The organism is Pseudonocardia sp. C8, assembly GCF_014267175.1.
GTDB lineage: Bacteria > Actinomycetota > Actinomycetes > Mycobacteriales > Pseudonocardiaceae > Pseudonocardia.
Map to the genome: position 1 here is coordinate 4189381 of NZ_JACMTR010000002.1, position 18916 is coordinate 4208296.

Sequence of the window (18916 nt, forward strand, 5' to 3'; positions counted from 1 at the left end):
TCTGCACGTTGACGCCCTCGCCCGGGCGGGATCGTGCAACTCGCGCCCGGGGCCGCTGATCATCTGCACGCAGACGCCCTCACCCGGACGAAATCGTGCGCCTCGAGCCCCGGGCCGCCGATGATCTGCACGCAGACGCCCTCGCCGGGGCGAGATCGTGCGCCTCGGGTTCACGGTCCCTGATGATCAGCACGCTGACGCCCTCACCCCGGCGGAATCGTGCAACTCACACCCCAGGTCGCTGATCATCTGCACGGTGACGTCCTGGCTGGGGCGAATTCGTGCGACTCACGACCCAGGTCGCTGATCATCTGCACGGTGACACCCTCACTCGGGCGAGATCGTGCAACTCAGGCCCCCGAGGCGCAGATGATCTACACGCAGACGCCCCCGCGGGGCGGAATCGTGCGTCTCGGGCTCGCGGTCGCTGGTGATCTGCACGGTGATGCCCTCGCCGGGGCAGGAACGTGCTCCTCGATCGGACGGGGCCAGCACAGGACCGGGCGCCGGGTCGCGCAGGCCGGCCCGGCGGGCGGTCAGGGCCGCTCGGTCAGCTGTTCGCGCAGCTGGTACTTGAGGACCTTGCCGGCCGGGTTGCGGGGCAGCGCGTCGACGCGTTCCAGCCGCACCGGCAGCTTGTATCCGGCGAGGCTGTCGCGGGCGAACTCGCGCAGGTCCTCCAGCTCGACCGTCGCGCCCTCCTGGAGCGCGACGACGGCCGTGACGGCCTCGCCCCACCGCTCGTGCGGCGTGCCGAGCACCGCGACCTCGGCGACGGCGGGGTGGCGGTACAGCACGTCCTCGACCTCGGCCGGATAGACGTTCTCGCCACCGCTGATGATCATGTCCTTGACCCGGTCGACCACCCACACGTAGCCCTCGTCGTCGGCCCGGCCGACGTCCCCGGTGTGGAACCAGCCCTCGTCGTCGATCACCGCGTCGGTGGCCTCCTGGTTGCGCCAGTAGCCGGCCATCACCTGCGGGCCCCGCACGCAGATCTCGCCGCGCTCCCCCGCCGGGACGGGCTGGTTCGCGCCGTCGACCAGCCGCACGTCCGACAGCGGCAGGACCTGGTGGCCGGCAGCGCCGAGCTTGCGCCCGACCTCGTCGGTGCGGAGCACCAGCGCGAGCGGCGCGGTCTCGGTGAGGCCGTAGCCCTGGGCGAACGGGATGCCGCGCTCGTCGTAGCGCCGGATCAGGGCCTCCGGGACCGGCGCACCACCGCAGATGAGGTAGCGGACGCTGGACAGGTCCGCGGAGCCGAACTCGGGCAGCTGGCCGAGGAACAGGAACATCGCCGGCACGCCGAACATCGTGGTGACCCGGTACTCGGCGATCAGCTTCAGCGCCTGCCCGGGGTCGAACGCCGGCATGAGCACGATGTGCCCGCCCTTCTGCAGGGTGAGCAGGGTGGTCACGTTCAGGCCGCCGATGTGGAACAGCGGCGCCGCGACCAGCGAGACGTCGTTCTGGCTGATGTCGAACGAGAGCAGCGCGTTGACGTTGTTCCAGAACAGGTTCCCGTGGGTGAGCATCGCGCCCTTGGGCCGCCCGGTCGTCCCGGACGTGTACATGATCAGCGCGACCTCGTCGGGTTCCGGGTGGACCGGCTCGGCGAGCGGGGCGCGCCCGGCCAGCAGCTCCTCGAGGGGCTCCCAGCCGGGGACCGGGGACAGCGCCAGCGCGCGGGTCACCCCGGCCTCGGCGCGGACCGGATCGACGACGGCCGCGTGCTCGGCGTCGGCCACGAGCGTGTGCACGCCGGCGTCGCCGAGGATGTGCGCCAGCTCGGGCGCGGTGAGGCGGAAGTTCAGCGGGACGAAGATCGCACCGATCCGGGCGGTCGCGAAGAGCGTGACGAGGAAATCCGGATGGTTCGTCCCGAGGTAGCCGACCCGGTCGCCGCGGCCGACACCGCCGGCCGCGAGTTCGGCGGCCAGCCGGTCGATCCGGTCGGCGAGGGCGCCGTAGGTGGTGGTCCGGCCGTCGAAGGTGATCGCCGGCAGGTGCCCGATCGCGGCGGCTCGCCGGGGGATCCAGGAGCCGAGGTCGGTCACCGGGGGCACGGACTGGGCCATGGGGCACTCCTCGTCGGCGTCGTCGCTCCGGCTCGCCGGCCGGACTGCGGGCTCGCGGGCACGCGCCGCACCGGATGTGAGCGCGCTCACCGGGCACCGAGGCTAGCGGTCCCCGGTGCCGAAAAACAATCAAGCGTGCTTGCCTTTTCCGTGCCGGCGACGTCATGATCGGCTCCGTTCCGCACACCCGAAGGAGCCGCGGTGGACGTCTGGGAGACCGAGGAGCGACGCGCCCTGCGCGAGACCGTCCGGCGTTTCGTCGAGACCGACGTGCTGCCCCACCTGGACGACTGGGAGCGGGCCGGCGAGCTGCCCCGCACGCTGCACGAGCGGGCCGGCGAGCTCGGGCTGATCGGGGCGAGCTTCCCGGCCGAGGCCGGTGGTGGCGGCGGCGACCTGATCGACTCCGTGGTGATCACCGAGGAGATGCTGCACGCGGGCGCCTCCGGCGGCGTCCTCGCGTCGCTGTTCACCGCCGGCATCGCCGTCCCGCACCTGACGTGGGCGGGCGACCCGGAACAGATCGAGCGCTGGGTGCGGCCCACCCTCGCCGGGCAGATGATCGGCGCGCTGGCGATCACCGAGCCGGGCGGCGGGTCCGACGTCGGGCACCTGACGACCCGGGCCGTCCGCGACGGCGACGAGTTCGTGGTCGACGGCGCCAAGACGTTCATCACCTCGGGCGTGCGCGCCGACTTCGTCGTCACCGCGGTCCGCACCGGCGAGCCCGGCGCCGGCGGCATCTCCCTGCTGGTGATCGAGAGGGACACGCCGGGGTTCACCGTGACCCGCAAGCTGGAGAAGATGGGCTGGCACGCCTCGGACACCGCCGAGCTGGCCTTCACCGGCGCCCGGGTGCCGGCGGGGAACCTGGTCGGCGCCGAGAACTCCGGTTTCCTCCAGATCGCCCGGGCGTTCGTCGCCGAGCGGGTCGCCCTCGCGGTCCAGGCCTACGCCGGGGCCCAGCGCTGCCTGGACCTCACCGAACGGTGGTGCCGGGACCGCGAGACGTTCGGCCGGCCGCTGATCGGCCGGCAGGCCGTGCAGAACACGCTCACCGAGATGGCCCGCCGGATCGACGTCGCGCGGGTCTACACCCGGCGGCTCGCCGAGCGGGCCGCCGCCGGTGAGGACGACCTGGTCGTCGAGACCTGCTTCGCCAAGAACACCGCGGTCGAGGCCGGCCAGTGGGTGGTGAACGAGGCCGTGCAGCTGTTCGGCGGGCTCGGGTACATGCGCGAGATGGAGATCGAGCGCCAGTACCGCGACATGCGCATCCTCGGTATCGGCGGCGGCACCACCGAGATCATGACCGGGCTGGCCGCGAACCGGCTGGGCTACCGGCGATGACGGCCGTGGCGTGAGCGGCGGTCGCGATGTCCGCACGGGAGCCCAAGCAGGACCGCAGCCGGGCGACGCGCGCGCAGCTGCTCGCCGCCACCGTCGACTGCCTCGCGTCCCGGGGCTGGGCGGCGACCACCGTGTCGGCCGCCGCCGAGCGGGCCGGGGTGTCCCGCGGTGCGGCCCAGCACCACTTCCCCACCCGTGAGGATCTGATCGTCGCGGCCCTGGAGCACATGTTCGACGCCCGGATCGCCGAGCTCCGCGCCGTGCCGGATCCACCGACCGGCACCGAGGACGTCGTCGTGCGCATCCTCGACCTGTTCGCCGGGCCGCTGTTCAAGGCCGCCCTGCAGGTCTGGACGGCCGCGGCCGCCGACGAGGCGCTCCGGGCGCGGATCGTGCCGCTGGAGGCGAAGTTCGGACGGCATGCCCACCGGCTGCTGGTCGAGCTGCTCGGCGTCGACGACGGCGACCCGGTGGCGCACCGCCTGGTGCAGGCCACCCTGGACCTGGCCCGGGGGCTGGGGCTCGCCGACGTGCTCACCGACGACTCCGCACGGCGCGCGCGGGTCGCCGGGCAGTGGGCGGTCACGCTGGACGCCGCGCTGCGGCCGACCGGGCCGGGGGCGCCGATCCGGCCCGGGTAGAACGACGGGCATGAACACCGCGTCCTCGCTCGTCCTGGTCCTCGACCTGATCGGGGTCTTCGCGTTCGCGCTGAACGGGGCGCTCACCGCGGTGCGGGTCGCGCACGTGGACATCGTCGGGGTGATCACGCTCGGTGTGATCACCGCGCTGGGCGGCGGGATCGTGCGTGACATCCTGCTGGACGCGCTGCCCCCGGCCACCTTCGCCGACTGGCGCTACCTGCTCGTCGCCACGGTCGGCGGTCTGCTCGCGTTCGCGCTGAGCCGCCAGCTGCTGCGGCTCACCGGCCCGATCCTGGTGTTCGACGCCCTGGGTCTGAGCCTGTTCGCGGTGACCGGTGCGGGGAAGGCACTGGACCTCGGCCTCGGCGCCGGCCAGGCCGTCCTGCTGGGCGGGATCACCGCCGTCGGCGGGGGGACGATCCGCGACGTGCTCGTCCGCCGGGTGCCCACCGTCCTGCAGAGCGAGCTGTACGCGATCCCGGCACTGCTCGGCGCCGTGGTGGTGGTCGTCGCGTCGGTGGCCGGCGCGCCCGAGCTGCTCGGGGCGCTGCTCGGCGGGACCCTGTGCCTGGCGGTGCGGCTCGCCGGCGTCCACTTCGGTCTCGACGCGCCGCGCCCGCCGGGCCGGCCCCGGCCCGAGCGGCAGGAGTGACCGCGGGCGGGTCAGGACGTGGTGCCGTGGACCTGCCGGACACCGCGCCCGGCCGGTGCGCCATCGCCGCGCGGGACGGCCGCGACCACGATCGCGCCGACGAGCGCCGGCGCCGCGAACGCGAGGAACAGCGCCGTGATCGGGAGCTCCGCGCCGACGAGGAGCGCCCCGTACACCGGGCCGACGATCCCGCCGAGCCGCCCGACCGACAGGGCCGTGCCGATCGCCGTAGCCCGGGCGCGGACCGGGTAGCGGCTCGCGACGAACACGTTGATCAGGATCTGGGTGCCGACCGTGCCGACACCGGCGAGCACGACAGCGGCGTGCAGCAGCCCGGCCGGCAGGGGCTGGCTGAGCACGGCGATCCCGACGACGGCGAGCAGGAACGAGCCCGCGGTCGCGCGGCGGGACCCGATGCGGTCGGCGATCCGCCCGACGACCAGGGGACCGACGGCCGTCCCGATGTTCAGGACCACCAGGAAGGACAGTGCGGAACCCAGCTCGTAGCCGGCCGACCGCATGAGCTGCGGCAACCAGGTGTAGAGCCCGAACAGCACCAGCAACGACAGGAACGTGGCCAGGCCGAACAGGATCGTGGTCGCGCGGTACCGCGCCGAGAACAGCAGCCTCAGGCGGCCCCGGCCCGGGTCCGCGCCGTCGTCGTCCGCGGGTCCCGTCGCGAGGTCCCGGTCGAGACCGAGCCGGTCCGCCCAGCGCAGCGCGTCGTCGGTCCGGCCCCGGCTGCGCAGGTGGATCAGGGACTCGGGCAGGAAGCGCAGCGCCGCCGGGAGGACGACCAGTGCCGCGGCGCCGCCCACCAGGTAGACCACGCGGAAGCCGAACTGCGGTCCGTAGGCGCCCGACACGAGCGCGGCCAGCGCACCCCCGACGCCGACACCGGCGAAGGCGAGCGCGGCGTTGAGGTTCCGCCGCCCCGGCGCGGAGTACTCGTAGACGAGCGCGGCGATCGAGGGCAGCACGCCACCGACGCCGAGCCCGACCAGGAGGCGGCCCACCGCGAACGCGGGCACCCCGGGGGCGGCCGCGCAGAGCAGCATCGCGAGCGAGAACACGGCCGCGCTCAGCAGGACCAGCCTGCGCCGGCCGAGCCGGTCGGTGAGCAGGCCGACGCCGATCGCGCCGACGAGCATCCCGACCGGCGTGAGGCTGCCGAGCACACCGGCCTGGGCGACCGAGACGTTCCACGCCTGGTCGGCGAGCAGGAACGGCAACGCGGCACCGAAGGCGATGACGTCGTAGCCCTCGAGGGTCATGCAGGCGAGGCACAGGAGCAGGACGCTGGGCGGGGTGCGGTCGAGGACCGGCGGGACGGAGGGCACGGCGTCGTGCCTTTCTCTGCGGGCCCGGAGATCAGGCGGGGGGAACGAGTGCGAAACGATCGGACAGCCAGCCGGCGATCTCCCGCGCGGCCAGCTCGTTGCCGGTGGGTTCGCCGTCGGCGATCGGCCCGCCGAAGTGCAGGCCCCGCACGGTCGTGGCCGTCCGGTCGGTGCTGCCCAGCGCGTCGATCATGCGGCGCGAGTCGGACGGGAACGCGGCCTGGTCCCCGCTGAGCTCCACGAACAGCGTCGGGGCGCTCACCCCGGGTGCGCAGCGGACGAAGTCGGCGTTCGAGCTCAACCCGGACCAGGTGGAGAGCCAGGCCTCGGGCGTGGTGAGCCGGCCGAACCCGACCTGCCCGTAGTTGATCAGATCGGGACGCCGGCCGAAGACCGAGCCGTAGGGGCGCTCGCTGGGGTCGAGGGACAGGTCCACGGTGCGCGGGTCCGCGTCAGTGCGGAACACGGTGATGATCTTCGGTGCGAGCGCGCGCCGCCGGTCGGACGCCGCACCCCCGCGCTTGAACGCGGCGCGGGCCTCGGCGGTGCGGGCGAGGTGCTCGCGGGCGACCGCGTCGATGCGGGCGACCCGGTCGCGTTGCGCGGCCCGGTAGCGCTCCAGGAACTCCGGCGCGTACGACGAGCTCGCGGGGGGCTCGGCGAACCCGTTCGCGGCATCGAACGGGTCGAGCTCGGGGACCACCGAGAGCGGGTCGCCCTCGTCTGCGACCGAGGGATCGATGCACCCGAGCAGCAGCCGGCCCTGCCCCGGGTGCGGCGCGAGGAAGATCGCGCCGTCCGGCACCGGCATCGCGGCGTCGGCGAGCGGGACCGGCCGCCCGCCCGGCGTGGTGGCGATGCGCCGTTCCGGCGGGCGGCCCGCCTGCTCGTGGTAGAAGGCGTAGAGGGTGCCGCCCCCCGAGTGGCCGAGGGTGACGACCGCGTCGAACCCGCGCTCGCGCAGGAACTCCGTCCCGGCGGCGACGTCGAGCAGCGCCTGCTCGTGCACGAGGGTGAGGTCGTTGTTGACCGACCGGCTCTGCTGGGTCCAGACCGCGACACCGGCCTGCAGCAGCAGCGGCACCAGCGGGTGGTGCGTGACGTCCTGGCGGGGGTGCATCAGGCACACCACGGTGCGCGCACCGGGCACCGTCGCCAGCACGCCGCGGACGGTGGCCCCGTCGTGCGTGGCCAGCTCGTGGACGCTGGTGACGCCTGACTCCGGGCGGCGGCCCGGGGTCAGGTAGCGCCCCGCCCCGAGCCCCGTGGTCCGGGTCATGCCGGCGCCACCCGCAGCGCGTCCTTGTCGTGCTGGGTGATCCGGCTGCCCCGGGGCACGCCGGCCACGCACGAGTACCAGACGGCGTGCCGGCAGCCGGTGGTCCGGCGGTCGATCACGATCTGCCCCTCGGCGCGGATCTCGAAGTACGGTCCGACCCGGTCGACGACGACGTCCGGGGCCTCCGCGGCGACCTTGGCCACGGAGGTGTTCTCGGGGACGTCGAGGACGTACAGCGTGGTCATCGCGCCGCGACCTCCGGGTCCCAGTCCGCCGCCCGCTCGACGATCAGCTCCGCCTTGCGGGCCAGCAGCGCGCCGAAGGTCGCCGGCTCGGGACCGCCGACCACGTCGAGCAGCGCGTCGATCGTGAGGTTCGCGTCCAGGTCCTCCTGCGGGGTCACCGCCCGCATCGCCCGGGTGATCTCGAACATGTAGCCGTTCGGATCGTGGGTGTAGATCGACTCGATGGTCTCGTGCTTGATCTGCATCTCCACCGGCCACTCGCTGTCGTCGAGGCGGCGCCGGTACTCCAGCAGGTCCTCCTCGCTCTCGACGTGGATGGCGAGGTGGCGCGACCGCACGAAGTACTCCGGGACGTCCGCGCCGAACCGCGCGTAGTCGTCGCCCTTCTGCCCCTCCGGTCCACCGACGGAGCGGTCGGTGCCGAAGTAGTAGAAGAACGCGATCCGGTCGTCGTTGCCGATGTCGAAGAAGAAGTGGATGAAGTCGGGGTGGTCCTCCGGCCCCCAGCCGGCCGCGCAGATCGAGTGCACGACCGGGAACCCGAGGACGTCCCGGTAGAAGCGCACGGTCGCCGCCGGGTCGAAGGTCGGGAACGCGACGTGGTCGACGCCCCGCACCCGGTGGTCCAGCTCGGTCATGTCCTGCCTCCGTCGTGCTGCGTCACGTGCGACCGATGCTAGAGCAGGCTCAACGAGTGAGTCAATTGTTTGACGGATCCGATGAAGACGCGGAGGGCCCGGACACGCGACCGCCCCTCCACCACGGGGCGGAGGGGCGGTCGGTGGGGTCGGGCTCAGCCGTCGAGGAGCCGTTCGAGGTGGTCCAGGTCCTGCCGGAGCAGCTTGAGCGCCGCGGCCGGGCTGTCCCCGTCAGGCACCCGGTCGGGCGCGCGCTGCAGCGCGCCGACGGCCATGTCGGCAAGCTCGTCCACGACCGCGCCGGCGTCGTCGCGCCCGCCGGGGTGGAACCACCAGGCGACCCAGTTGCACATGCCGAGCACGCCCAGGGCCGCGGTCCGCGGGTCCACCGGCCGGAAGCGGCCGGCCCGCACTCCCTCGTCGATCACCCCCGACACGGCGCGCAGCACCGCCCGGCGGCTCTCGGCGTGGGCCGCGGCCAGCTCCTCGGGCAGCTCGGCCTCCGAGCGGATCAGCAACCGGAACCGCTCGGGCTGGCGTGTCTGCCGCCCGACGAACACCTCGACCATCGCGCGCAGCTTCTCCACCGGGTCGAGTCCGGGCCGTTCGACGAACTGGGCGATGTCGGCCAGCGGGCCCTCGGTGACCTCGATGACGAGCTTGGCCAGCAGCTCGTCCTTGCTGCGCACGTAGTAGTAGAGCGCGGGGCGGGTGATCCCCATGGCGTCGGCGATGTCCTGCAGGCTGGTCCCGGCGAACCCGCGCTCCGCGAACAGCCGCGTCGCATGCTCGTAGATCTCGTTCTCGACGAGCTCGCGGCGTGCCGTGTTCGCCCGCGGAGCCCCCTTCCGCGACGGGCTGGCACTCATGGCAGCCGATGGTAGAGGCGGGCGGCGGGGCCGGCCGGTGCGGCGCTCACGAGCGGGCACCCGCGCCGGTCGAGCTTTCGGCGCCCACCTTGGCGGCGACCTCGGCCTGCAGGCGCTTCTTGTCCGTCTTCCCGACCAGGGTGCGCGGGATCTCGTCCACGTGCTCGATGCGCTCGGGCCACTTGAACTTGGCGACGTCGAGCGCCGCGAAGTGCCGGCGCACCTCGTCGAGATCCAGCGGCGCGCCGTCGGTGACGACGACCGCGCAGGTCCGCTCCCCCAGCCGCGGGTCCGGCATCGCCACGACCGCCACCGCGGTCACCCGGGGATGGCGCAGCAGGAGCAGCTCGACCTCCTCGGCGTTGACCTTCTCGCCGCCGCGGTTGATGAGGTCCTTGATCCGCCCCTCGATCGAGACGTACCGCTGCCCGTCGATCGTGCGGATCGCGGCGAGGTCGCCGGTGCGGTAGAAGCCGTCCGAGGTGAACGCGCGGGCGTTGTGCTCGGGGGCGGCGAAGTAGCCGGGCAGGGTGTACGGGCCGCGGCAGCACAGCTCGCCGACCTCGCCGTCGGACACCTCGGTCTCGGTGCCGGGCTCGAGGACGGCGATCTCGTCGTAGGGGGACAGCGGGGTGCCGACCGTCTCGGCGCGGGCGGCGCGCGGGGCGCCGGGCCGGGTGGTCAGCAGGAGCCCCTCCCCCATGCCGAACAGCTGCCCCGACCACAGCCCCAGCCCTTCCAGGTGCGCGAACAGGGCGGGCGGCACCTTCGCACCGGACAGCACGACCTGGGTGAGCGACGCCGCCGCGGCGGGGAACCCCGGATGCTCGACCGCGCCGAAGTGGCCGTGCCCGAGCAGGACGTGGGTCGCCCGCTCCCGCGCCATCAGCGGCAGGGACACGTCGAGGTCCGGCGGTCCGAGCACCAGGCACGCCCCGAGGCTGTGCGCGGCGTGCAGCGCGCAGGCGATCCCGGCGTTGTGGATCACCGGGATGAGGTGGGCCACCCGGGTGCCGGGGGTCCACCCCCAGCTCCGGGCGTAGGCGGCGGCGTTGTACCAGTACTCGGCGTGCCGGCGCGGGATGACCTTGGGAACACCGGTGGTGCCGCCGGAGAGCTGGAAGACCGCGACGTCGTCCGGGTCGATCCCGGACTGGATGCCGTCGACGAGCGCCCTGGCCCGCGCCGGGTCGGCCCCGGCCGCCAGGGTGTCGACCGCGGTCCCGCGCGGATCGTCCCCGACGACGAGCACGTGCCGCAGGCTGGGATGGTCGCTCCCCTGGTCGAGCGCGAAGCCGACGAGGTCGAACCGCCTGCCCGCCTCCACCAGGTGCGCGGCCGCACCCACCCGCCGGCTGATCTCGCCGATCTCGTGCCCGCGGTGCGCGGCGAGGGTGGCGACCGGCACGAGTCCCGCCTTGAGCACCCCATACCACGCGACGACGGTCGCGAGCGTGTTGCCCGTCTGGAACAGCACCGGCTCACCGGCCCGGAGACCGAGCCCGGCCAGCCCGGCGGCGAGCGCGTCGCTGCGCGCGTCGAGCTCTCGGTAGGTCGCGCGCCCGTCCGGCGCGACGACCGCGTCCCGGTCCGGGTGGGCCAGCGCCGTCCGGTGGAACTCGTCGGCGATCGTGGCCGTGCCCCACAGCCCCGCCTCCCGGTACGTGCGGGCCCGCTCCGGCGGGAAGTCGACCAGTGCCCCGCCCCGTCGCGTCGTGCTCATGCCTGCTCCTCGATCAGTTCCACCAGGTCGGTCCGGCCGGAGACCAGCCCGGCCGCGAGATCGTCGCGCAGCCCGGCCGGGGCGTCCACGACGATGAGCCCGCCCACTTCCATGCGCACCCGTTCGGCCAGGTCCAGCCGGGTCAGGACGGCCGGGCGGTCCCCGGGGCCGGTGAACCGGAACCCGGGCGCCCCGGCCGCACGGGCGGCCCGGGCACGTTCGACCACCGCGTCGCCGTCGTCGCTCCACGGATCGGTGACGACGTCGGTGATCCCGACCAGCCCGGGCGGCGCCGCGGCGGTCCGGCGGCAGGCGTCGACGGTGCCGTGCCGCAGGGGCTGGGCGAGGACACGGTCGGTGACGCGGCCCCCCGCCTCGCCGACGGGCGGGTGCCCGGACTCGCGCGCGTAGGCCTCGACCGCGCCCGCGACGACGTCCGGCGCGGTCTCGGCGAACCGGTCCAGGGGCACGTTCCCGGCCCGGCTCATGTAGGCGACCATGAGCCGCTCGACCGGCAGGTGGGTCCGCGAGGGGAACGACTCCCACCACAGCTGGCTGCGCCGGGCCAGCTCCTGCAGGCGTTCCACGGCGGGCCTGCGGACCGCCTCGTACCGCCCGAACGCCGCCGCCAGGTCCGGTTCCTCGTCCAGGGCCGCGACCAGCTCGATCGCGTCCTCCATCGCCAGCTTGGTGCCCGAGCCGATGGAGAAGTGCGCGGTGTGCGCGGCGTCCCCCAGCAACGCCACCCGGCCGTCGGTCCAGCGGTCGCAGCGGATCGTGTGGAAGCGCAGCCAGCGGGTCCGGTTGCCGATGAGCGGACGTCCCTGCAGCTGCTCGGCGAACACCTGCTCGAGGTACCGCAGCGCCACCTCGTCGGACGCCTCGGGCGGGGTGGCCTCCGTGGTGGCGTCGAACCCGGCGCGGCGCCACGTCTGCTCGTCGGTCTCGATCAGGAAGGTGCTCCGCCCGCCGGAGTAGGGGTAGGCGTGCGTGACGAACGTGCCGTGCTCGGTGGGCTGCGGCACGAAGACCGCGTCCGGGATCGCGATCTCGCCGGCGCACCACAGGTAGAGCCCGCGGCCGACCTCGACGTGCTCCCCGAACGCCCCCTGGCGGCGGGTGGCGCTGTGGATCCCGTCCGCGGCGACCACCAGGTCGGCGTCGAGATCGTCGGCGTCGTGCCGCTCCCCGAACTCGAGGGCGACCCCCGCCTTCTCCGCGTGCCGCTGCAGGACGGCGAGCAGCTCGGTGCGCGCGATGCCGATCAACCGGTCGTTGTGCACCCGGACCGTGTTCCGGCCGACCTGCATCGTCATGTCGTGCCGGTACCCGGCCGCGACCAGGTCGCGCAGGCTGTCCGGGTCGGCGGCCTCGAGCTTGCGCTGGGTCCCCGCGGCCAGGCCGACGCCGAAGCCGAACGTGGCGTCGGCCGGACCCTGCTCGTACACCACGACCTCGCAGGACGGGTGGCGGAGCTTCAACAGTCTCGCGGTGTAGAGCCCGCCCGGGCCCCCGCCCAGCACCGCGGCTCGGCGTAGCTGCATCCCTACCTCCGGATCGTGGCGACCAGCAGCCGCGCAGTGACGGCAGCGTTGACGACTCAGTCAAGTATTTGACGCTCTCGGCAGTCGCGCGTCAAGCCGGTCCGGTCGACGCTTGACCGGTCGTCGCTTCCGTAGAATAGTCTACGCGTACGTCAGCGCCGGGCGTGTCTCACCGGGACCCGCCCCGGCTCCCGCCACGCGAAGGAGCGTGAGTCATGGCCTATGTCATCGGCGTCGACGTGGGCGGCACGTTCACCGATGCCGTCCTCGACGACGACGCCGGGACGGTGCTCGCCGCGAAGTCCCCCTCCACGCCGCCCGACTACTCCCGCGGCGTGCTCGACGTGCTGGGGCTGCTGGCCGAGCAGCTCGGACGGTCGCTGCCGGAGATGCTGGCGGACACCCACCACATCGCGCACGGCACGACCTCGTCGCTGAACGCCCTGGTCACCGGCAGCGTGCCGCCCGTCGGGTTCCTCACCACCCGCGGCCACCGCGACTCGATCTACATCATGAACGTCGAGGGCCGCTACCTCGGCCGCTCCCCGCACGAGCTGCAGGACGTGCTCGGCCAGGCCAAGGACCACCACCTGGTCCCGAAGCGGCACGCGCTGGAGGTGACCGAGCGGATCGACCGGGACGGCACCGTCGTCGTGGCGCTCGACGAGGACGGGGCCCGCGCCGCGATCCGGGCCCTGGTCGACGACGGCGTGCGGGCGATCGCGATCTCGCTGCTGTGGTCGTTCCGCAACCCGGTGCACGAGCAGCGGCTGCGCGAGCTGGTCGCCGAGGTCGACCCGGACGTCTTCGTCGCGCTGTCCTCGGAGGTCAGCCCGCGGATCCGGGAGTTCGCCCGTAACGCCACGACGATCATGAGCACGCAGATCGGCCCCGGCCTGCGCGACTACCTCACCACCCTGGAGACCGGCCTCCGTGAGAACGGGCTGGCCGGGCCGCTGCTGGTGATGCAGAGCAACGGTGGCGCCGTCGCCGCCGCCGAGGCACCGTCGTCGGCGATCAGCACGGTGGGCTCGGTGCTCACCGGCGGCGTCGTCGGTTCGGTCGCCCTGGGCCGGCAGCTCGGCCACCGCAACATCATCGCCACCGACGTCGGCGGCACGACGTTCCTGGCCGGCCTGGTCGTCGACGGCGAGCCGGTCCGCGCCACCACGACCGTCATCAACCACCACCCGATCAACGTCCCGACCCTGCGGGTGGAGGCCATCGGCTCCGGTGGCGGCGCGATCGCCTGGCTGGACGCCGGGCAGAACCTGCGCATCGGGCCGGCCAGCGCCCAGGCCGTACCCGGGCCGGCCTGCTACGGCAACGGCGGCACCGAGCCGACGAACACCGACGCGAACCTGGTCCTCGGCATCCTGCCCGAGCGCGGGCTGCTCGGCGGGCGCAAGCCGCTGTCGCTGGAGCTGGCCCGGGCCGCGATCGAGACCCGGATCGCCAAGCCGCTGGGCCTGACCGTCGAGGAGGCGGCCGCGGCGATCTACACCGTGCAGAACGCGCAGACCGGCGACCTGCTCCGCAAGACGGTCGTCGAGGCCGGCCACGACCCGCGCGACTTCGTGCTCTACGCCTTCGGCGGCGCGGGGCCCGCCCACTGCGCGGGCTACGCCGCCGAGGTCGGGGCGGGCGACGTGGTGGTCCCCCTCGGGCCGGTCGCCTCGGCGTTCTCCGCGTTCGGGCTGGCCTCGTCCGACATCGTCCTGTCGGCCGAGCTGTCCGACCCCACCACGGTGCCGTTCGACCCGGAACGCGCCGAGCAGAGCTTCGCCCGGCTGGAGACCCAGGTGCGCGACGGGCTGGCCCGCCAGGGTGTGCGGTACGACGGGGTGCAGCTGTACCGCGAGGTCGACATGCGGTACACGATGCAGCTCGCCGAGGTGACCGCACCGGTGGCCGCCGGACCGCTGGACATGGCCGCCGTGGAGGCCGCCGCGGCCGCGTTCGAGGACCGCTACGCCGCGCTGTTCGGCGCCGGCTCCGGCTTCCGCGAGGCCGGGATCCAGGCCATCACGTTCCGGGTCCGCGGCGTCGGGGTGCTGCCGTTCTCCCCCGAGCTGCCCGAGGTACCGCCCGCGACGTCGCCCGACCCGGCCGACGCCCGCACCGAAACCCGCCCGGTCTGCCTGGACGGGCGCACCGGGTACGTCGACACCGACGTCTACGACTACCGGCTGCTGCGCGCCGGGCACGTCCTCACCGGGCCGGCGATCGTGGAGGTCCCGACCACCACGGTCGTCGTCCCGGCCGGGGCCACCGGCACCGTCGACCGGCTCGGCAACCTCACCATCCGCCCGTCCGCCGGCACCACCCGCCCGGCCGCCGGCGTCGCCGTCACGGCAGGGAGCGCGTCATGACCATGCCCATCCCCGGCTCCGAGCTGTACTCGAGCCGCCCCGTCGACCCGGCCGAGCTGGCCCGGTCGCTGCCCTCGTCGCTGCCGGCGCACACCGTCACCCAGGAGCAGATCGACGCGCTCGACCCGCTCACCTACGAGGTGATCCGGCACCGGTTGTGGTCGGTGACCGACGAGATGGGCGAGGCGCTCAAGCGCATGTCCGGCTCCCCGATCGTCACGGACGCGAACGACTTCGACTTCGCGATCTCCGACGAGATCGGCCAGGAGGTCCAGGTCGGCCTGTACAACACGATGCTGGTCGGCGCCGTGGACCTGGCGATCTACTGGACGCTGCGGAACCGCGCGGACAACCCCGGCATCGAGCCCGGCGACATGTTCCTGTGCAACGACCCGTGGGTGGGCGGCGGCCTGCACCAGAACGACGTGATCGTGTTCCAGCCGGTCTTCCACGAGGGGAAGCTGTTCGCCTGGACCAGCGCCGTCGCCCACCAGCCCGACCTGGGCGGCGTCGGCCTGGGCTCCTTCTCCCCGGCCGCGCAGGACGTCTTCTCCGAGTCCCTGCCCACCCCGCCGGTGAAGATCGTCCGGGACGGCCGGCTGCAGCGCGACGTCGCCGACGTCTGGGTCCGGCGGTCCCGGGTGCCGATGCTGGTCGGGCTGGACCTGCGGGCGAAGATCGGCGCGAACAACGTCGGCCGGGAGCGGCTGCACGCGCTGATCGCGCAGTACGGCGCGGACACCGTCAAGGCCGTGATGAAGCGGATGATGGCCGACGCCGAGAGCCGGCTGCGCGGCAAGCTGGCCGGCCTGCCCGACGGGAGCTGGTCGGCGACCGGCTACCAGGACCAGTCGCACGAGGGCGACCGCAACCTGCACAAGATCACGGTCACCACCACTAAGGCGGGCGACCACCTGACGTTCGACTTCACCGGGACCGACCCGCAGGCCGGCGTCATCAACTGCACCTACGCCGGGATGCGCGGCGGCGTCATGCTCGCGCTGCTGCCGATCCTCGCCGGCGACATCCACTGGTCGGCCGGCGGGTTGATGCGGTGCTTCGACCTGGTCTCCGAGGAAGGCACGATCAACAACGCGACCTTCCCGGCCGCGGTCAGCCGCGGCCCGATCGGCCCGGCCTGGCTGACCGGCAGCCTGGTCGCCGAGTGCCTGTCCCAGATGCTCGACCGGGACCTCGAGCTCGGCAAGAACGTGCAGGCCACCTGCTGCGGCACCTGGGACACGGCGGTGATCGCCGGGCTGGACGAGCGCGGCGAACGGCCCGCCCCGTTCCTGTCGATCATCATGGAGCCGATGGCCGGCGGCTACGGCGCCCGCCCGCACGCCGACGGGATGGACACCGGCGGGCTGTTCGCGATCCCGATGGGCCGCATCCCGGACGTCGAGATGACCGAGTTCCTCTACCCGGTGCTCACGCTGTGGCGCCGGGAGGAACCCGACACCGGCGGGCCGGGCCGGCACCGCGGCGGGGTCGGCGCCTCGGTGGCGATCACGCCGCACGGGACGAGCCTGCCGATGGGTCTCGTGCTCGCCTCGGCGGGCAAGGCGGTGGCGCAGAACGTGGGGCTGTCCGGCGGCCATCCGGGCAACAGCGGCCTCGACGTCGTCGCCCGAGACGGGGCGGTGGCCCGGCTGTTCGCCGAGGGCCGGATGCCGGTGACGCTGGACGAGATCAGCGACCGGCTCGAGCCGGGACAGAACTACACCTCCAGCTACCTGGCCCCCGGCGAGGTCTTCGCGATGACCTGGCAGGGCGGTGGCGGCTACGGCGACCCGCTCACCCGCGACCCGGCGGCCGTCGCCCGGGACGTCCGGGAACAGCGGGTCACTCCCGAGGGGGCGCGTGAGGTGTACGGCGTCGTGATCGCCGGCGGTGGCGTCGACGAGGCCGCCACCACGGCCGAGCGGGACCGGCAGCGTGCCGCGCGCCGCGACCGGTCCCGGGTCGACGGCGTCCCCGGCGACCGGATCGACCTGACCGGCGCCCGCCGCCTCGACGACAACCTGGTCGAGACGACCGGGGGGCACGTCGCCTGCCGGCACTGCGGCACGTCCCTCGGCACGCCGGAGGACCGGCTCGCGGTCGGGGTGTACGAGGGCCCGAGCCGTGGTGCCGGGCCGCAGATCGTCGCCGACCCCGCCGACTACGTCGACGCCGACGTCGTGTTCCGGCAGTACAGCTGCCCGTCGTGCTGGACGGCGCTGTACGCCGGGGTGGTGCCGACCGACCACCCGAACACGCTGGCCACGCTCGGGCGCCCCACGGCCACGGCGGGATGAGACACCGGGCGGGCGAGTACGCGGCGCTGCTCGCCCGTCCGGACCCGCTCCGCCCGGCACCTGCCCGCGGTGGCGGCGCGGGTGGTCACATCGCACAGGTGCGGGGACCGGATTTCGGCCGAACCGGCAACGGCCGCTCCCGGACCGGTGACCCAGGCTTCACCTCGGCGGCCTCGTGCCGTCTTCGCCGATCCGAGGTTCACCTGGAGCCAGCCATGACAGTCGAGAAGAGTCCGGACCGGGGCCTTCCGCCGCTGACGGTCTCGTCGACCGACGATCCCCGAGTCGTCGACGAGGCCGCCCGCGAGGACTACACGCTGCACGTCACGCCGCGTAGCTGGCGGATGGGACGGCTCTCGCTGGCCAGCGCGTGGTGGGCGGTCGCCAGCGCCATGTTCTGGCTGATCCTCGGTGCGCTCGTCGCGCTGGCCGTCGGAACCGTCGACGCGATCATCGGCATGGTCCTGGCGGCAGCCGCGTACGGCGGCATCAACGCGGTCTTCTCCCGTTACGCCGCCCGCACCGGCCTGACCTCCAACCTGTTCTCCCGGGCGCTGTTCGGGTCCCGCGGCTCGATCCTGGCCCCGATCCTCGTCGCGGCCACCGCGGTCTACTTCGCCTGTTTCGAGGGATCGGTCATCGCGATCGCGCTGGAGGCGTACTTCGGGGTGCTCCCCCTGCCGCTGTGGTACCTGGTCGTGGTCCTCTACAGCGTCCCGCTGATCTTCGGCCCGTTGCGGCTGTTCCTCGACAAGTTCAACGGCGCCCTGTTCCCGTTCTACGTCCTGGGGCTCGCCGGCGCCGTCGGATGGACGATCGCCGAGTTCGGCTACGACGGCGCCTGGCTCACGCAGCGCCCGGAGACGGTGGCGGTCAGCGGGCCGGGCTGGTGGTGGGCGTTCACCGTCTACCTGGCCGACTTCGTGCTGATGATGGCGACGTGGGACTACGCCCGGCTCGGCCGCCCGACCCGCCGTGACGAGCGGTTCCACTCCTGGATCACGTTCGGCCCGGTCTTCTACCTGGTCACGATCGTCGTCAACGGTGTCGCGGGGATCTTCGTCGCGCTGACCATCCCGACCGAGGGCGAGCTCACCGAGGTGTCCGGCGTGCTGGGCATCGTGGGGCTGATGGGCCTGTCCGGCGTCGCGTTCGTCTGGGTCAGCCAGACCCGGATCAACACGACGAACTTCTACCTCTCGGTGATCAACCTGGAGAGCTTCCAGTCCCGCATCACCCGGGTGCGGCTGAGCCGGATCACCTGGGGCGTCGTCGTCGGCGGCATCGTCTACCTGATCATGTTGAGCAACGTGTTCGACTACATCCTCGTCGCGCTGCGCTACCAGGCCGTGCTCGCTGTGACCTGGACGGCCTGCGCGCTGGCCTTCATCTCGACGGCCAGGTGGACGGGTGCGGATCCGGCACGGGCGGAATGGCGTCCCGGCCGCGTCCCGCGCTACAACCGGGTCGGCCTCGCCGCCTGGGCGGCCGGCACGTTCACCGGGTTCGCGCTGCTGGCCTTCGGCGACCAGACGTCGTGGACCGGCACCTGGGCCCTGCCACTGGCGTTCGGGGTCTCGGCCGCCGTCCAGGTCGCCGGCTCCCTCGTCGACCGCCAGCGCGGACGCGCCGTGCTGCACCGCCCGCACGACCCCCGCGACGAGGTCGAGGACATGTGGGAGACACGCATCCGGTGCCACGTCTGCGACCGCTCGTACGTGGCGGTCGAGATGGACCGGGATCCCTCTGCCGGCCATGCCGCGATCTGTGCCGACCACGCGCAGGCCGACGCCGCCTTCGCGGCGGCTGCGCGCGCGGAGGCGCAGCGGCCCGTGCCGGGACCGCGTCCGGGCTGACCGGTACCCGCTCCCCGGTCGCGGCC

Annotated in this window: 14 protein-coding genes; 6 read left to right on the top strand and 8 right to left on the bottom strand. The window is 73.5% G+C overall.

The genetic code is table 11. The features are described from left to right. Positions 1–536 precede the first annotated feature (536 nt). Positions 537–2078 carry a long-chain fatty acid--CoA ligase gene (locus H7X46_RS19965; RefSeq protein WP_186360845.1) on the bottom strand — a complete coding sequence of 514 codons (1542 nt, stop codon included), beginning with the start codon at positions 2076–2078 and terminating at the stop codon, positions 537–539. A gap of 201 nt (positions 2079–2279) precedes the next feature. Between H7X46_RS19965 and H7X46_RS19970 the strand changes: the two genes are divergently transcribed. From H7X46_RS19970 to H7X46_RS19980, 3 genes are read left to right on the top strand one after another with little or no spacing between them, the layout of a single operon-like run. Then, positions 2280–3428: an acyl-CoA dehydrogenase family protein gene (locus tag H7X46_RS19970; RefSeq protein ID WP_186360846.1), complete on the top strand. Its 1149-nt coding sequence runs from the start codon at positions 2280–2282 to the stop codon at positions 3426–3428. A gap of 26 nt (positions 3429–3454) precedes the next feature. Continuing rightward, positions 3455–4069: a TetR/AcrR family transcriptional regulator gene (locus tag H7X46_RS19975; RefSeq protein ID WP_186360847.1), complete on the top strand. Its 615-nt coding sequence runs from the start codon at positions 3455–3457 to the stop codon at positions 4067–4069. Positions 4070–4079: 10 nt separating this feature from the next. Then, a complete protein-coding gene (locus H7X46_RS19980) occupies positions 4080–4724 on the top strand; it encodes a trimeric intracellular cation channel family protein (protein ID WP_186360848.1) in 645 nt (214 codons plus the stop codon). Between the two features lie 11 nt (positions 4725–4735). Here H7X46_RS19980 and H7X46_RS19985 read toward each other — a convergent pair whose 3' ends face one another. The 7 genes from H7X46_RS19985 to H7X46_RS20015 form a co-directional block, all read right to left on the bottom strand. Further along, positions 4736–6064 carry an MFS transporter gene (locus H7X46_RS19985; RefSeq protein ID WP_222131368.1) on the bottom strand — a complete coding sequence of 443 codons (1329 nt, stop codon included), beginning with the start codon at positions 6062–6064 and terminating at the stop codon, positions 4736–4738. A 31-nt stretch (positions 6065–6095) separates the two neighbouring features. Then, on the bottom strand, positions 6096–7343 hold the full coding sequence (locus H7X46_RS19990) for an alpha/beta hydrolase (protein WP_186360849.1): 1248 nt from the start codon (positions 7341–7343) through the stop codon (positions 6096–6098). Next, a complete protein-coding gene (locus H7X46_RS19995) occupies positions 7340–7588 on the bottom strand; it encodes a hypothetical protein (protein WP_186360850.1) in 249 nt (82 codons plus the stop codon). Before H7X46_RS19995 ends, H7X46_RS19990 begins: the two co-directional genes overlap by 4 nt. Further along, positions 7585–8226, bottom strand: a complete 642-nt coding sequence (locus H7X46_RS20000) for a VOC family protein (protein WP_186360851.1) — start codon at positions 8224–8226, stop codon at positions 7585–7587. Before H7X46_RS20000 ends, H7X46_RS19995 begins: the two co-directional genes overlap by 4 nt. Positions 8227–8381: 155 nt before the next feature. Further along, positions 8382–9095, bottom strand: a complete 714-nt coding sequence (locus tag H7X46_RS20005; RefSeq protein ID WP_186360852.1) for a TetR family transcriptional regulator — start codon at positions 9093–9095, stop codon at positions 8382–8384. Between the two features lie 46 nt (positions 9096–9141). Next, on the bottom strand, positions 9142–10818 hold the full coding sequence (locus H7X46_RS20010; protein WP_186360853.1) for a (2,3-dihydroxybenzoyl)adenylate synthase: 1677 nt from the start codon (positions 10816–10818) through the stop codon (positions 9142–9144). Beyond that, a complete protein-coding gene (locus tag H7X46_RS20015) occupies positions 10815–12362 on the bottom strand; it encodes an FAD-dependent monooxygenase (RefSeq protein ID WP_186360854.1) in 1548 nt (515 codons plus the stop codon). Before H7X46_RS20015 ends, H7X46_RS20010 begins: the two co-directional genes overlap by 4 nt. 215 nt (positions 12363–12577) lie before the next feature. On the opposite strand from H7X46_RS20015, the gene H7X46_RS20020 reads away from it, so the two are divergent. The 3 genes from H7X46_RS20020 to H7X46_RS20030 all read left to right on the top strand — a co-directional run bounded on the left by H7X46_RS20020 (position 12578) and on the right by H7X46_RS20030 (position 18890). Next, a complete protein-coding gene (locus H7X46_RS20020) occupies positions 12578–14734 on the top strand; it encodes a hydantoinase/oxoprolinase family protein (RefSeq protein ID WP_186360855.1) in 2157 nt (718 codons plus the stop codon). After that, positions 14731–17034 (top strand): hydantoinase B/oxoprolinase family protein, encoded by a 2304-nt coding sequence (locus H7X46_RS20025; RefSeq protein WP_186360856.1) that lies wholly within the window; start codon positions 14731–14733, stop codon positions 17032–17034. Before H7X46_RS20020 ends, H7X46_RS20025 begins: the two co-directional genes overlap by 4 nt. A gap of 215 nt (positions 17035–17249) precedes the next feature. Continuing rightward, positions 17250–18890 (top strand): cytosine permease, encoded by a 1641-nt coding sequence (locus H7X46_RS20030; RefSeq protein WP_186360857.1) that lies wholly within the window; start codon positions 17250–17252, stop codon positions 18888–18890. Positions 18891–18916 lie beyond the last annotated feature (26 nt).